Genomic DNA, 15,192 nt, shown 5'->3' with positions numbered 1-15,192 from the left:
TCATCAGGAGAATCCACATGGCCAGCAGAGGCGTAAACAAAGTAATACTCGTCGGTAATCTCGGACAAGATCCGGAAATCCGCTACATGCCAAACGGCGGCGCAGTGGCCAACATGACACTGGCGACCTCCGAAAGCTGGCGTGACAAAGCCACCGGCGAGCAGAAAGAAAAAACCGAATGGCACCGCGTTGTGTTGTTCGGCAAACTGGCGGAAGTTGCCGGTGAATACCTGAAGAAAGGTTCTCAGGTTTACATCGAAGGCGCACTGCAAACCCGTAAATGGACCGATCAGGCTGGCGTTGAAAAATACACCACCGAAGTTGTCGTTAACGTGGGCGGCACCATGCAGATGCTCGGCGGCCGTACCGGCGGCGGCGCACCAGCAGGCGGCGGCCAGGCAGCAGGCGGCCAGTCAGGCGGTCAGCAAGGCGGTTGGGGTCAGCCTCAGCAGCCACAAGGCGGCAACCAGTTCAGCGGCGGCCAGCAGGCTCGTCCGGCTGCGCAAAACAACGCGCCAGCACAGAACAACGAACCCCCAATGGATTTCGACGACGATATCCCGTTCTGATACCTGCCTTCGGGCATCCATGTCAGAAATGAAAAAAGCCCCGAAAGGGGCTTTTTGCTGTCCGGCATTCAGGAATCTCTCATCCTTCAAACTTTCCCCACCGCACCAAACACTAATCTGCCCTGATGGAACGTCGCTTTCACCTCGGATACCCTGGCTACCGCTTCGGCGGAGCAGCTGGCGTCGACCAGGATCATTTCGGCGTTATCGTTCACCGCGGGCCACTGGCGGTTGCCGCTGTCGTCGAGCGGCAGGACGTTGCCGGTGGCGATGGCGAGGGAGCGCGTCAGGCCGAATTCGTCGGAGTTGCCGTAGAGCTGGGCGTACAGGCTGGCTTTTTCCAGCATGCTGCCGGTGCCAAACGGCGACCAGTGGTCGATCACGCTGTCGGTGCCGGTCATCACGAATACACCGTTCTGGCTGAGCTGCGGCAGCGGCATGTTCAGTTTGCCGAGCGGAATGGTGGAAGCGACGGTGAACTGCTGCTCGGAAAGCCCGGCGATCACGCCTTCCAGTTCCGCACCCTGCATCATCGCCAGCGCGAAACCGTGGCTGAGCGTCACTTTGCCTTTCAGTTGCGGGTTTTTCTCCACGGTCTGAATCATGTATTTCACCGCCGCAATCCCGGCTGGCGTGGTTTCATGCAGATGAATATCCACGCCTTTGTTTGTGTCCAGCGCAATCTGGAACATCGCATCGAGGGATTTTTCCATCGCGCCGTCTACATTCGTCGGGTCCAGCCCGCCGACGTACTGCACGCCCATTTGCATCGCTTCGCGCATCAGCCCGTCGACTTTTGAGTGCAGTAAACCGTGCTGCGGAAATGCCACAATTTCACAACTGAAATCCTGCTGATGTTTTTCCAGTGCGATTTTCAGATGCTCGAGGCTTTTCAGGCCGCTCACCGGGTCGATATTACAGTGGCTGCGCGCCACGGTGGTGCCTTTGGAATGCAGCAGGCCGATGATCGCCTCTGCGTGTTCCACCGAGGTCGGTAACAGTTGCGGGATCAGCACCTGTTCGCGGGCAATCATGTCCATGATGGTCTTGCCTTTACGCGGGCGCGGCGCTTCCCACTTGCCGCCGTAGAAGGTCTTGTCGAGGTGAATATGCATGTCGCGCGTGGCGGGCAGCAGGAGTAATCCCCGCGCATCAAAGGCAGGTAAGGTGCTGGCCGGGGCCTCTTTTGCAGGGTGGATCGCCACGATTTTGCCGTTGTTGATGTCCAGATTATACAGGCCGGTTTTGGTGGCAATGACTGTCTCGCCTTCGCGCTCAAAACCCTCTTCCAGCCGCACATTACGCAGCTGATAGTGCGGCGCAGTAATCGCGTTGATCTGGCTGGCATCGTCACATTTTTCATCCATCGCGCCTGCTTTAAACGGCGCTGCTGATGCGATACCGGAGGCCATGCCTGCGGTCAGCAGTGCGCCGGTCGCGGTGATTTTGGCGCTATGAGAGAGAAAGTGTCTGCGGCTTTGTTGCTGAGGATTTTGCACGTCGAATTCCTTAATCATGATGCGGGAGGATGCTGCTTTCCTTTCACCCTAAAAGATATCGCCGGTTCCGGCTGCGATTTTTCCCACTGCCAGCTAGTGGGAAACCTAATGGCTAACTGAGCTGACAAAAATCCTTTAATTTTCCGGCCAGTGCGATTTGCGCAGGCGTGGCATCGGGGCGGTAAAACAGCGCCAGTTCGACGTTATCCACTTGCGGTAATCCGCTTTCGGTGCCCAAAACCCGGTGCGCCGGCAGGCGGCAACTGGCGGGCAATAAGGTGACGCCCAGTCCGGCGGCGCTGGCGGCCACCAGCGCGGCGAGGCTGGCGCTGCTGTAACTGATGCGCCAGCTGCGCCCGAGGGCATCCAGCGCCTGACACAGTTCTTCGCGATACAGCGCATTGAGCGGAAACAGCACCAGCGGCACCGGATTGCGCTCAAATGCCGGATACTCGGCGCTGTCGAGCCACAGCATCGGCTCGGGGCGTGAGGCATTGGCTTTTTCGCCGGTCAGCTGTTTCACCAGAATGATGTCCAGCATGTCCTGCTGCCAGGCGCGGCGCAGTTCGTGGCTCAGGCCGCTGGTAACGTCGAGGCGGATATGCGGATGGGCGCGGCAAAACTGCGCCAGCAGGGAGGTGGTCGCTGCCGCAAAATCTTCCGGTACGCCGAGGCGCACCACGCCGTCAGGCCACTGGTCGCTCAGCGCATCGTGTGCTTCACCGTTGAGCGCAATGATCCGCCGGGCATAGCCGAGCAGACGTTCGCCCTCTTCGGTGAGCTGAACCTGATGGGAAGTGCGTTCCAGCAGCGGTTTTGCTAACGCCTCTTCCAGGCGGCGGATTTGCTGGCTGACCGTCGATTGCGACAAATGAACGCGGTCGGCGGCGCGGGTAAAACTGCCGGTTTCACACACGGCGACAAAACTGAGTAACTGCTGCGGGCTGAACATGGGATAGCGATTCATTTCATCACTACTTATGGTTGTGGTATTTGAAATTTGAATACCGGGGAGAGTATCAACCTTCGCGTCGCCGCACCAGACTGGCTCATTGCGCGGTGGTTTCGTGCCTCCTGCTCCAAAAGGACGCCTTGTTTTAGGGCATCACTCCCGCACTCCGGCAGTTTCTGATTTCACTTAAGATTGTATACAAGGCTTCGGCGGCAAATTGTCTTTCTGGTACAGAAATTGCTTTTTCCTTGTGAGACTTCAAGGAGAAAAACATGAAAGCGATCGTGATTGGTGGCGGTATTGGCGGTGCATGTGCGGCGATTGCGCTGAAGCGTTTTGGGATCGAGACGGCGGTCTTTGAGGCGGTGAAAGAGATCAAACCGGTTGGCGCGGCGATTTCCATCTGGCCCAACGGCGTAAAGTGCCTGAACTATCTCGGCATGAAAGACGCGCTGCGCGAGCTTGGCGGTAACATGCGTTTTATGGCCTACAAAGAATATCAGCAAGGCCAGACCATGACGCGATTCAGTATGGATCCGCTGATTCAGAGCGTTGGCGAGCAGCCTTATCCGGTGGCACGCGCGGAACTTCAGGCGATGTTGCTCGACACGTACGGCCGCGATCGGGTGCAGTTTGGCAAGCGCGTGACGCACGTTGAGGAATCCGCCGACAGCGTCACCGCCTGGTTTGATGACGGCACCTCTGCCACCGGCGATTTACTGATCGCCGCCGACGGCACTCATTCCATTATCCGCCAGCATGTTTTGGGCTACGCCACAGAGCGCCGCTACGCTGGTTACGTTAACTGGAACGGTCTGGTGGAAATCGACGAAAGCATCGCCCCTGCCGATCAGTGGACGACGTTTGTCGGCGAAGGCAAACGCGTTTCCCTGATGCCGGTGAGCGGCAACCGTTTCTACTTCTTCTTTGACGTGCCGCTGCCGAAAGGTTTACCGCAGGATCGCACCACCGTACGCGATGATTTGCAGGGCTATTTTGCAGGCTGGGCGGAACCGGTGCAGAAGCTGATCCGCCAGATTGACCCGCAGACGACTAACCGCGTCGAAATCCACGACATCGACCCGTTTATGCAACTGGTGAAAGGGCGAATTGCGCTGCTCGGCGATTCCGGCCACAGCACCACGCCGGATATCGGGCAGGGCGGTTGCGCGGCGATGGAAGACGCCGTGGTACTGGCGAATATGTTGCAAACCAATTCGTTAGGCATTGAAGATGCGCTGCTGCGTTATCAGGAAAAACGCGCGTACCGCGTGAAAGATCTGGTGCTGAAAGCCCGCAAACGCTGCGACGTGACCCACGGCAAAGAGATGGCCGTCACCGAACAATGGTACGAAGATCTGAAAACCGAAACCGGCGAGCGCATTCTCTCCGGCATGTGCGAAACCATTCTGGGCGGCCCGCTGGAATAACCTGTAATGCGCAGGAAATAAGTTTTTACAACTCCTTAAAGTTTCCTGTGTTTTTGCCGAAAATAACATCAGAAGGATCAAGGTATCCACTGGCGCTATGACGCAAAAACATAGGGACTCATCAGGATGACAGTTATCTCTGCGACAGGTAATCAGGCGCTTAATACGCTGCTTACCGCCACCAAAACGACGGCCACGGTGTCTCCGGTGGCCAGTCAGCAGCAAGCGACAACGGCGCAATCCGCCGCGGTAATGATTGGCCAGACTGACGCCACGTCGCCGGTCTACAACATCACCAAACCGGCACTGGTCTGGGAACGTTCTTCCAGCGACCTGATGTCTTCAAAGCTCGCCTCGAATTTCAGCAACGCCGGTAATGCGGCGCGTTTTTCCGGACTCGGTGCCGCCCTGCTTGAACGCTTTACCACCGACAGCGGCAGTTATTCGCAATCGGTGATGAAGCAGACCTCCGCTCAGTCCGCCAGTTCTGCGGGTAACGTCGCCGCCCAAACCCAACTCCACACCAAAGCCGACAATCAGATCAGCCTGAGTATCAAAACCGCCAGCGGCGCGCTGGTGGAGATCACGCTCGGCAGTGATGATGACGGGCTGGGTGTGCAGGTGAATGTCAGCAAAGGCACACTGAGCGATGCCGACCGCAAGGCGCTGGCGAACATGGCGGAAGGTTTTCAGAAAGCGATTGATGGCCTGACGGCGCAGCCGCCGAAGCTCGATCTGAGCGGGCTGACAAAGTTTGATACCTCGGTGCTGACGTCGGTGGATTTGCACGCCAGTCTGGGCACTGAAAACACCCGGACGCTGGATTTTCACGCTGACGCCAGTACCCGCTCGGTGAAATCCACCGGGATCGACGGCACCGTGAATATCAGCGTGGATATGAGCAAGTGCGCCCTGTTGGGTACGGAAAATCAGCAGACGCAGGCGCTGAACCAGTATCTGAAACAGTTCGACAATGCGGGAAGCCGGGGTAACGCGGACGATGCGCTGATGACCATGTTCAGGGATGCTTTTACGGCGCTGAATTCGAATTATGGCGAGAGCGCGACCACGCACAAAAGCAGCGCCAGAGAACCGGTGTATTTCTCGCTGACCCGGACCGATAAAAACATGGTATCCGGTCTGGCAGATTTCACGGCCTCCGTCTCTCAGACGCCGGTGGATAAAACCAACCCGATGCGCCCGGACGAGGTGGACACCTTCTCTTATCAGGTGTCGCAGTCGAGCAGCATTACCGGTACCGGCACGCAGGATCGGCATATCTCGCAGAAGCAGCAGTCACATCTGGTCGCCAGCTACCACAAAGCGCTGACGTCGGGTTTACAGCTCAACCTGACGACCGACAGAAACTCGCAGAATTATCTGTATTATCAGATTGATGACAAGGCCGAGAGCACCACCAATATCCAGTATCAGAAGGGGGCTCTGGTGAGTGCGTCGGTGGATCAGCGCGCCAGTACTTCCACGCATATCCAAAAATATGTGAAGGGATGGCTGGAGTCAGACACCACCACGCCGGTGCACACCTCGAAAACCACTGATCTGCTCGGTAAGCTGCAATCAGACTGGGAGAGCAACCATTCGCGCCTCTCCTTTGAAGATTATCTGCGTCAGCAAAACCAGCCAGATCTCAGCAGTCTGGTGCTGCTGGAGTCTGATCCGGGCGCGCTGAAAAACCGATGAACACGGGCCTGACGGCCTTTTTAACAGCCCCGTGAGGGGCTGTTACTGTTATCACAATATCTCAAACTTCGCCCCTTTCAGCACGATATCCGCAAATTGCAGATGATGCATAAACTCGCGCAAAATCAGCAGGGTTGCGGCGAAATCATTGCCATCGGGGATGCCTTCGAACTGCGCAGGACGTCCGTTAATCACCAATGCCAGCCGGTCAAACGTGCGCTCCACGGCCTCGAGAGACAGCGTCATCACTTCATTTTCAGCCACGCCTGCAATGCGTGCCAGTGCGCGAATATCATTGTCGGTACTGAACAATTGTGCGCCCGGCGGGATATCGTGGCGGATGCGGATGATTTCATCCTCGACCACCATAATGGCGTTTTCCATTTCATCCGGCGTTGGCGGCGTATGACGAAAATAGCCGACGGAAGTCAGCTGTGAGCCCAGCGTCAGCGGCAATATTTTATCGTCGATATCGTCATGCCGGACGGTAACCCGGGTTTCTTCGCGGCCAATATGCAGCAATACAGCAGGTTGGGTCATCGGCGTCTCCTGATATTTAGCCTTTCAACGTAGCGGGTTCAGACCTGAGAAATCTACTATGTCAGATGCGGATCGCGCCGCGCAAACTCTTTGACCATCCAGTCAATGAATACCCGCACGCGTGGCGAAAGCTGGCGGTTGCGGGGATAAAGCAAAGCCACCGGCATCTTACCCACCGGAAAACCGGCCAGGATCTGCACCAGTTTTCCCTGCGCGAGATCGTCAGTCAGCGCGTATTTTGGCACCTGAATAATGCCCATTCCGCGCCGTGCGGCTTCTTTCATACTCTCCGCGCCGTTGACCGAAAATGGCGTCGGCAGCAGAATTTCACGGCTTTTGCCCTGAACCTGAAAAACCAGCGGCAACAGCCCGCCGGTCGCACTGGAGCGGTAGCCAATCATCCGGTGTCCGGTGAGATCGTCCGGTGTGTCTGGCGTGCCGAACCGTTGCAGATAGTCCGGGCTGGCGCAGGTGATTTCCGGCAGCGTGCCGAGCGGGCGCGCCACCATATCGCTGTCTTTCAGCTCACCGGCGCGGATCACGCAGTCGATGCCTTCGCGCACCAGATCCACCAGCCGGTCGCCCTCGCTCAGGTAAAACTCAATATCAGGATATTGCGCCAGAAAATCTGGCAGGCCGGGCAACACGAAATGCCGCGCCAGCGTGCCGTGCACATCCACCCGTAACAGCCCTTTCGGCTGCGCCCCTGCGAAGGCCATTTCGGCATCTTCCACCTCTGCCAGAATGCGCAGACAGCGCTGGTAATAGGCTTCGCCATCCAGCGTCGGGCTGACGTGGCGGGTGGTGCGCTGCAAAAGCCGGATGTTGAGCCGCGTTTCCAGCTGTTTAATGGCGTCAGTCACCGTCGAGCGTTTCAGGTTCAGCGCCTGCGCGGCCTGCGTAAAACTCCGCAGTTCCACCACGCGGGTGAACAACGCCATGCTGTCGAGTTTATCCATGATGATTGTTCGCCTTTTCCGGATAGTGATAACGAATATCAGGGAATTATCCGGCAGCGTCAATCGGCTACTCTTTCTTCAGCGACAACGAATCCGAATCACTCAAAAAGGAAACACATCATGACGTCATCCAATCAAAAAGTGGCGCTGGTTACCGGCGCATCCCGTGGCATCGGCGCGGCTATCGCAGCGCGTCTGGCGCGGGACGGTTTCACCGTGATCGTGAACTATTCACGCGGTGCGGCAGAGGCTGACGCGGTCGTCAGTAAAATCGAAAAGGCAGGTGGCCGGGCTATCAGCGCGCAGGCCGATGTCAGCGACGCGGCGGCGGTCAGCCGGATGTTTGCCAGTGCGCAACAGGCATTTGGCGGCGTGGATGTGCTGGTGAATAACGCCGGGATCATGACGCTTTCGGCGATTGCTGACACCGACGATGCTGCATTCGATCGCCTCATCGACATTAACCTGAAAGGCACCTTCAACACCCTGCGCGAAGCGGCGAAACACCTGCACAACGGCGGGCGCATCATCAACTTCTCATCGACCGTTGTCGGGTTATACCAGCCGACGTACGGCGTGTATGCCGCCACCAAAGCGGCCGTCGAGGCGCTGAGCCGCGTGCTGACCAAAGAAATGCGCGGACGCCAGATCACCGTGAATACCGTGGCACCCGGCCCGACGGCAACGGATTTGTTCCTCAACGGCAAATCTGAGCAACTGGTGGAAACCCTCGCCAAAACCTCACCGCTCGAACGCCTCGGCCAGCCGGAAGATATCGCCTCCGTGGTGGCTTTCCTCGCCGGCCCCGATGGCGCCTGGGTGAACGGCCAGACGCTGAGGGCGAATGGCGGGATTATCTAACCGTCCCGCTTAAAGAGGAGATGAATCGCCGGAATACAGATCGCAAAACCCGGATCAGGAATACTGCTACGGGTTTTAACGACGTGCCCGCGCGCATCATTCCGCGGATTGGCGGGGGGAGTTTATTGGGCTGATTTAAAGCGACACCACCGCCTTGCGCCTGAACATCTCCAGCCATGCCGGGCGGCAGAACATCACCAGATTACCGAGCAGGATCAGCGCCAGCCCGATGACGGCATTGATGTGCCACTGATACCCTTCGTAGAAAGTGGAAACGGTCAGGGCGACCAGCGGGAACAGCAGCGTGCTGTAGGCTGCCTGGCTGGCGCCAATGCGTCCGACCAGCGTGAAGTAAATGCCGAAGGCCAGCACGGAGCCAAATACCGACAGGTAGACCAGCGAACCGAGGTATTGCGGCGTCAGGTCGATGGCGAAAGAGGCACCCTGAAACACGCTCAGTGCACCCATCACCGCTGTGCCGTAGAACATCGCGTAGGTGTTGGTGGACAGAACGTCCAGCCCCCGACGCTGATGACGGGCGCTGATCATATTGCCGAGCGAAAAACCGTAGGTACCGAGCAGGCTCAGGCCAATGCCTTTGAGCAGTTCCGGTGCAATGTGGGCGGCGCTGAAATCGTGCCAGAACAGGGTGATGATTCCCGCCAGCCCGAGGACGGTCGCCGGAATAACCGCCGGTGCCAGTTTCTGGCGGAAAAACACCATGCCGTTGAACGCGTTGAACAGCACGGCCATCGAGAAAATCACCGATTCCAGCCCGCTGGTGATGTAAGCCGCTGCGTGATAGAAGCAGTAAAAATTGAAGCAAAAGACGCAGCAGCCCTGCACGATGCAAAAAAGATGATCTTTCAGGGCGAGCCTGCGCAGGCGACGGGCCGCCAGCAACGCCACCAGCATAATCACCGCCGCCAGCAGGAAACGGTAAAAGATCGACACCGTCACCGGCACATCGCCCTGTTGCAGGTAAATCGCAAACCAGGTGGTGCCCCAGATAATAATCACCGAAATATAAAGCAGTGCGTTCATCGACTTCTCTCATTGAAAAATAATGGTCTGAGGGAAGTGTGCGGTAATCCGGTGACCTTGGCTTTCAACGGCTTGCGGTTGAGTTGCATATTCTTGCGCATTTCTTTGTGCGCCGGCGTGGCAATATCTGGCTCTCATGCCGTCAAAACCCGTAAACTAAGCCTCTTCTTTTTCCTCCGGGTGCAGGTCATGACCAAGGTTTATCAGGCTTTCGACACGCTGCGTAAGCATAAAGCGGTTCTGCACGACAGTGTGGAGCTGAGTTCAGGTATTCAGCTGGCGGCCTGGTCGAATAAAAATGACACCGTGACCCAGGAAAGCCCGGATCACCATACGCTGAGTCTGTACGTCGCTGACGGCTACGAGTGTTATCACAAAACCCGTGGTGGCTGGCGCAACGGCGGCGGCCCGGACCGCTTTTGTCTGATGCCAAAAAACAGCATGTCGAGCTGGGATGTGCGCGATGATTTGTCATTCGTGCATGTCTATTGCTCTGATGAGCATCTGCGTCATCTGGTGGAGCAAACCTGGGATCGCAGCCCGGCAGCGATTCAGATGGAAGAACGCACGTTCGAAGAAGATCCGCAGATCACGCTGCTCTATCGCCACTTTTTGCTCAGCAGCCAGTGGCAGGAAAACAGTAATCAGCTGATGCTGAGCAGTGCGGCAAATCTGCTGATGGCGCATCTGGTGAAGAACTACACTCACCTGCAATGGGCGTTGCCGACGGTGCGCGGCGGACTGGCACCGCATATTCTGAACCGGGTAAAAGACTACATTCACGCTCACCTTGCGCAACCCCTGATGCTGCCGGAACTGGCGCTTCTGGCTGAACTGAGCGAATTTCATTTCGCCCGCATGTTCAAACAAAGTATGGGCATGGCGCCGCATCAGTACGTGATGAACGCCCGTCTGATCCGCGCCGAACATCTGCTGAAAAGCACCGGCATGGAGATCACCACCATCGCGCTGGAATGTGGTTTCAGCTCCGCCAGCCACTTCAGCCACCGCTTCAAATCCGTGCGCGGTATCACGCCGAGCGCACTGCGCAGCGGATCTTAATTTCTTTCTCCGCCCGCACTTCCCGTCTTTTCAACTTCAATGCTAACGTGATGGTCATTCTGAGAAATGAGGAGCAACCATGCACGCCCAAGCGCCTGTTATTGAAACCGAACGTCTGATTTTACGTGGTCATCGCATTGATGATTTTGATGCTATTGCCGCGCAGTGGGCGGATCCTGCCGTGGTGAAATACATTGGCGGTACGCCGTCCAGCCGCGAAGCCAGCTGGAGCCGGTTACTGCGCTATCCCGGCCACTGGCAGATGCTGGGCTTTGGTTACTGGATTGTGTTTGAAAAACACAACGGTAAAGAAGGGGCGTTTGCCGGTGAAATTGGTCTGGCGGATTATCAGCGGGAGATGACGCCATCGCTCAACGGCATGGCGGAAATGGGCTGGGTGGTGGCACCGCAGTTTCACGGCAAAGGCTATGCTGTCGAAGCGGCCAGGGCGGTACTGTCCTGGGCCGATGAAAACCTCGATCGTCAGCTATGCTGCATTATTGCGCCGGAGCATCAGGCGTCTGTCCGGCTGGCGGAAAAGTGCGGATTTGTGGCGCACACCGACACCACCTATCACGGCTCGGCAACGCGGATTTTTCTCCGTCAGCCCAAAGCCTGATAGTTATTGCGGTTGTTCCATTTTGTCAGGGGAAGTCATGCTGAAGATTCTGGGTAAATCGACGTCGATCAATGTGCGTAAGGTGTTATGGACCTGCCACGAGCTGGGGCTGGAATGTGAGCAGGAACAGTTTGGTTCAGGTTTTCAGTCTGTGCAGACGCCACAATTCAGGGCGCTGAATCCGAATGCCATGGTGCCGGTGGTGCTCGATGGCGAATTCGTATTGTGGGAATCCAACGTCATTTGCCGATATCTGGCGGCGAAGGAAGGGCGGGAAGACCTGCTGTCATCGGATCCGAAACGGCGTGCGCTGACCGAACAGTGGATGGACTGGCAGGCGGGTGAGCTGAATAATTCATGGCGATATGCGTTTCCGGCACTGGCGCGCAACAGCCCTCAGCACACCGATCCGGCGCTGATTGATGCCGGTGTCAGCGAATGGAACCGTCATATGCAGATGCTGGAAGAGCAACTTCAGCGCAGCGGCGACTATGTGCTGGGCGATAATTTTACGCTGGCCGATATTGTGCTGGGGCTTGCCGTTAACCGCTGGTCGATGACGCCGATGTCGCGCCCGGCCCTGCCTGCCGTCTCGGCGTATTACGATCGGCTGAATCAGCGCGAAGGTTACCGGCTGTTTGGTCGCAACGGCATGGTCTGATGCGGATGCCGGGCTGAAAATAAAAAAAGACGCGGCAATGTCCTGTGCCGCGTCCTGTTATTCTAAACCTTCTCTATTTTTCAACAGACGCATCGGTTTATTTAAAATCGACTCTCATGAGTTCAGGAATTGTCTGACCATGCGTCGAGAAAACACACTTATCAATATAACTCTTAAATGCCGCCGGTTTAGGAATGCCCATATCCATCAACCGGGAATTATCAAACTTCACGTTTAACTGCGCGAATCCGCCGTACAATTTAATGGCACGTAAAATAATTTTGTCATTACACGGCCCTAAAACATCTTTAAATTGTTTGCGAATGCCGGTGAATTCCTGATAACTGATCTGCTCGTATTCATTAATAATACGCGAAGTATTATTGGCTTTTGCCACCGAGGTATCTATTTCATGGAACGGTGTACACATTTCCGCGCCGGACGAAATATGATAGAAGCTGTGGCTCAGTTCGGCGGCCAGGCATAATTTCACCAGCACCATGGCGCAATAATCGACTGGAATAACATCGACTTCATCGTCGAGGTTACAGGTGAATTTCTTCAGCTTGATCGCCATCATAAAGACCCAGAAAATGCTGCTCGACGGCTGGCAACCGTACTGGGTGTGACCGACGATAATCGACGGACGTGCCACCACGAACGGCAGTGTCGGGCACTCTGAACGCACCAGATTCTCGATAGCACGCTTGGAAATGGTGTACTGCACCAGGTCTTCGTTGTGCTCGTTGTCCGGCATTCCTTCATAGAACACGCTGTCTTTGTCCGGCATGGAGGCCATCGCCGTGCCGACGTGAACGAAACGCTGCAAGCCTTTCACCTGCGCCATGCGTTTGGCGAACACCAGAGAGCCTTCGACATTGACGCGCCACATAGCCGGATTATTGCCGAACGAGGCAATCGCCGCACAGTTGATCACGTGAGTCACCTGATCTAAACGCGGGTCGTGAATAAAGCTTTCGGGTTCGGCCAGATCGCCGGTTAAAATAGACTGTTCATTTAAGGCAGAAAGCAGTTCGTCGCTTAATTCAAATTTCTTTAAATTATCGATGATTCTGGCGAGTCCCGTCGCATTATCGTCTGCTCTGACTAATAACAATAACTGGCTCTTCGCCGTTAATTTTTGACGTAAAAGATATTCAACAACTGCACCGCCGACAAAACCAGTGGCACCGGTAATTAAAATACTGTTCATTATTAAGACCTGCAACGGGAAAGTATTGAGACAGTATCACCCGGACTGTAAACAGAACGTATACCGTTTTTTGCGCTAATTAAACGGCAGTTAAACAGCACGAAAAGCTTAAAAAATCAGGAAAGTTCATTTTAATGAAAAACTAAATATATGGCATTCGTTGGTTACACCGGGAAACATCTCAATAATACATTCGTTCTCTCTTCTCGTTATTTAAGCCAAATTAACAGCGAATAAACCGGATGGGCAACAGGGCGCGCAGGGGGCCATTTTTACGCATAATAGCGAGAAGATACGTGCAGAAAGTATCCACCATGCTGTCACTACGTTAAACTACTCATGTTTAGGGGGGTCTGTCTTTGGACTGCTCCGGAGCGATAACGAGGATGACGCGAACGGCGTGTCTGGTGTGTAATGCAGGGAATATTGCGCAGGTCATTCCCTCACGCGCTGAAATAAGGTACAAGGCTGCATGAAAATCCCAAATAGAATCCAACCTCTGGTGGATGACGGCCTGATAGACGATGTGGTCCGTCGACTGAAAAGTGGCAAAGAAGCCGACGTTTACACTGTTTTATGCGGTGAAGAGATCCGTTGCGCCAAGGTGTACAAAGAAGCTACGCAGCGTAGTTTCAAGCAGGCCGTTCAGTATCAGGAAGGCCGAAAAGTCCGTAACAGCCGCAACGCCCGTGCGATGCAAAAAGGCTCGAAGTTTGGCCGCAAGCAGCAGGAAGAGTCCTGGCAGACGGCGGAAGTCGATGCGTTGTTCCGTCTGGCGAATGCCGGTGTGCGCGTACCGCAGCCCTATATTTGTCTGGATGGCGTGCTGCTGATGGAGCTCATCACCGACGGCGATGGCGTGGTAGCGCCACGTCTGAGTGATGTGATCCTGACGGAAGAAGAAGCCGTGGCGGATTTCGAGACGATGATCCGCAATATCGTGCGGATGTTGTGTGCGGGTATCGTTCACGGAGATTTGTCAGAGTTTAACGTGCTGATGGATGCCGAGGGGCCGGTGATTATCGACCTGCCGCAGGCCGTGGATGCCGCGGCGAATAACCACGCCGAATCCATGTTCGAACGCGATGTGAATAACATGACCGAATACTACAGCCGCTTTGCGCCGCAGTTGCAGACGACCCGCTACGCGAAAGAAATCTGGGCGTTGTATGAAGATGGCAAACTGACGCCAGAAACCCTTCTTACCGGGCACTTCGCCGAAGATACGCATAAAGCCGATGTGGATTCACTGCTCGATGAGATCATTGCCGCCGAAGATGAATACTACGATCGTCAGCGGGCAATGAAAGAACGCGATCTCGATCACTAAGCCGTCATCAGTCCGGCATCACCGAATGTTTCCCGCAAAAACCGGCGTTCTGCAAAATATGCTGGCCGGTTTCTGACAGGACAAACTCCGCCAGCGGTTTCGCTTTCTCCGTACAGGTGGCGAGCGCATAGCTGGCGCGCACGTTGTAATCCGCAGGAATATTAAACACCTCCAGCTCATCATTTTCCCGCAGCAGGGTGGCGTAACTGGTGTAGCCGATAAAGACGTCGGCCTGCCCGGTGCAAATCAACCATTCTGCCGCCAGTTTCCCCTCCGGCACTTTCGCCGACTTCTCGCCGCCTACCAGACGCAACGCTTTATTGCGCAGCACCGCGCCGAAATCGGGATGACGTCGTTCAATCAGTTCGAACATTTGCCAGGTGTAATCACCGGAAGGATCGCTTTGCGGCGTCGATGTTGCCAGGCGAAAACGCGGATCGAGCAGTACGCTCAGCCAGTTAAGCTTCTCCAGTTCCGGCACCTTACGCGCGGTGACGCACAGGCTGTTGCCGCAAAAGGTCTGCACGTCCAGCGCTTTGCCGTGCTGTTGCAACGCCAGCGGATGCGCGGTGTTGGCAGAGGCGAACAGATCGGGTTTTTCACCTTTTTCGATTCGTTCACGCAGCAGCCCGGCAGGGCCGAATTCGGTGACCACGCGGATGCCCGTTTCTGCCTGAAATGCCTCACACAGTGGCGCCCACGCCCGCCGCAGACTGCCCGCGGCGAGCACTTTGATCGATTTTGTCATCAGA

At 55.8% G+C, this 15,192-nt stretch carries 15 protein-coding genes; 8 read left to right on the top strand and 7 right to left on the bottom strand.

Annotated elements, in window-relative coordinates; all coding sequences use genetic code 11:
* Positions 1 to 17: 17 nt before the first annotated feature.
* On the top strand, positions 18 to 569 hold the full coding sequence (locus J1779_RS18950) for a single-stranded DNA-binding protein (protein WP_056776099.1): 552 nt from the start codon (positions 18 to 20) through the stop codon (positions 567 to 569).
* An 86-nt stretch (positions 570 to 655) separates the two neighbouring features.
* Here J1779_RS18950 and J1779_RS18945 read toward each other — a convergent pair whose 3' ends face one another.
* Together J1779_RS18945 and J1779_RS18940 are read right to left on the bottom strand one after the other, a co-directional pair.
* The gene (locus tag J1779_RS18945; RefSeq protein WP_338019871.1) at positions 656 to 2,068 is read right to left on the bottom strand and encodes an amidohydrolase family protein; all 1,413 of its coding nucleotides are present in this window, start codon (positions 2,066 to 2,068) and stop codon (positions 656 to 658) included.
* Positions 2,069 to 2,180: 112 nt separating this feature from the next.
* Positions 2,181 to 3,035, bottom strand: a complete 855-nt coding sequence (locus J1779_RS18940) for a LysR family transcriptional regulator (protein ID WP_056776103.1) — start codon at positions 3,033 to 3,035, stop codon at positions 2,181 to 2,183.
* A 257-nt stretch (positions 3,036 to 3,292) separates the two neighbouring features.
* Between J1779_RS18940 and hpxO the strand changes: the two genes are divergently transcribed.
* Positions 3,293 to 4,450, top strand: coding sequence for an FAD-dependent urate hydroxylase HpxO (hpxO, locus tag J1779_RS18935; RefSeq protein WP_217204498.1), 1,158 nt, complete (start codon positions 3,293 to 3,295; stop codon positions 4,448 to 4,450).
* Between the two features lie 126 nt (positions 4,451 to 4,576).
* Positions 4,577 to 6,151 carry a hypothetical protein gene (locus tag J1779_RS18930; RefSeq protein ID WP_217204497.1) on the top strand — a complete coding sequence of 525 codons (1,575 nt, stop codon included), beginning with the start codon at positions 4,577 to 4,579 and terminating at the stop codon, positions 6,149 to 6,151.
* A 51-nt stretch (positions 6,152 to 6,202) separates the two neighbouring features.
* On the opposite strand, the gene J1779_RS18925 is transcribed toward J1779_RS18930, so the two are convergent.
* Both J1779_RS18925 and J1779_RS18920 read right to left on the bottom strand, forming a co-directional pair.
* Positions 6,203 to 6,691, bottom strand: coding sequence for a hypothetical protein (locus tag J1779_RS18925; protein ID WP_217204496.1), 489 nt, complete (start codon positions 6,689 to 6,691; stop codon positions 6,203 to 6,205).
* A 56-nt stretch (positions 6,692 to 6,747) separates the two neighbouring features.
* Complete coding sequence (locus tag J1779_RS18920; protein WP_217204495.1) at positions 6,748 to 7,650, bottom strand: LysR family transcriptional regulator; 903 nt, start codon at positions 7,648 to 7,650, stop codon at positions 6,748 to 6,750.
* A gap of 120 nt (positions 7,651 to 7,770) precedes the next feature.
* On the opposite strand from J1779_RS18920, the gene J1779_RS18915 reads away from it, so the two are divergent.
* Positions 7,771 to 8,511, top strand: coding sequence for an SDR family oxidoreductase (locus J1779_RS18915; RefSeq protein WP_217204494.1), 741 nt, complete (start codon positions 7,771 to 7,773; stop codon positions 8,509 to 8,511).
* A 135-nt stretch (positions 8,512 to 8,646) separates the two neighbouring features.
* Here J1779_RS18915 and J1779_RS18910 read toward each other — a convergent pair whose 3' ends face one another.
* Positions 8,647 to 9,555: a DMT family transporter gene (locus J1779_RS18910; protein ID WP_217204493.1), complete on the bottom strand. Its 909-nt coding sequence runs from the start codon at positions 9,553 to 9,555 to the stop codon at positions 8,647 to 8,649.
* A 189-nt stretch (positions 9,556 to 9,744) separates the two neighbouring features.
* Between J1779_RS18910 and J1779_RS18905 the strand changes: the two genes are divergently transcribed.
* The 3 genes from J1779_RS18905 to J1779_RS18895 all read left to right on the top strand — a co-directional run bounded on the left by J1779_RS18905 (position 9,745) and on the right by J1779_RS18895 (position 11,897).
* The gene (locus tag J1779_RS18905; protein ID WP_217204492.1) at positions 9,745 to 10,617 is read left to right on the top strand and encodes a helix-turn-helix domain-containing protein; all 873 of its coding nucleotides are present in this window, start codon (positions 9,745 to 9,747) and stop codon (positions 10,615 to 10,617) included.
* Positions 10,618 to 10,696: 79 nt separating this feature from the next.
* The gene (locus J1779_RS18900) at positions 10,697 to 11,236 is read left to right on the top strand and encodes a GNAT family N-acetyltransferase (protein WP_122094516.1); all 540 of its coding nucleotides are present in this window, start codon (positions 10,697 to 10,699) and stop codon (positions 11,234 to 11,236) included.
* 37 nt (positions 11,237 to 11,273) lie between these two features.
* Positions 11,274 to 11,897 carry a glutathione S-transferase family protein gene (locus tag J1779_RS18895; protein ID WP_136374991.1) on the top strand — a complete coding sequence of 208 codons (624 nt, stop codon included), beginning with the start codon at positions 11,274 to 11,276 and terminating at the stop codon, positions 11,895 to 11,897.
* Positions 11,898 to 11,994: 97 nt separating this feature from the next.
* Here J1779_RS18895 and J1779_RS18890 read toward each other — a convergent pair whose 3' ends face one another.
* Positions 11,995 to 13,110, bottom strand: a complete 1,116-nt coding sequence (locus J1779_RS18890; RefSeq protein ID WP_056776122.1) for an SDR family oxidoreductase — start codon at positions 13,108 to 13,110, stop codon at positions 11,995 to 11,997.
* Positions 13,111 to 13,582: 472 nt separating this feature from the next.
* On the opposite strand from J1779_RS18890, the gene J1779_RS18885 reads away from it, so the two are divergent.
* Positions 13,583 to 14,440, top strand: a complete 858-nt coding sequence (locus J1779_RS18885; protein ID WP_122094513.1) for a PA4780 family RIO1-like protein kinase — start codon at positions 13,583 to 13,585, stop codon at positions 14,438 to 14,440.
* Between the two features lie 7 nt (positions 14,441 to 14,447).
* Here J1779_RS18885 and J1779_RS18880 read toward each other — a convergent pair whose 3' ends face one another.
* The gene (locus tag J1779_RS18880) at positions 14,448 to 15,188 is read right to left on the bottom strand and encodes a molybdate ABC transporter substrate-binding protein (RefSeq protein ID WP_217204491.1); all 741 of its coding nucleotides are present in this window, start codon (positions 15,186 to 15,188) and stop codon (positions 14,448 to 14,450) included.
* Between the last annotated feature and the right edge of the window lie 4 nt (positions 15,189 to 15,192).

It is taken from the genome of Rahnella rivi (assembly GCF_019049655.1).
In the GTDB taxonomy this organism is placed as follows: domain Bacteria; phylum Pseudomonadota; class Gammaproteobacteria; order Enterobacterales; family Enterobacteriaceae; genus Rahnella; species Rahnella rivi.
Note: the sequence above shows the minus strand (reverse complement) of the source record. Positions and strands in the feature narration are given on the sequence as shown.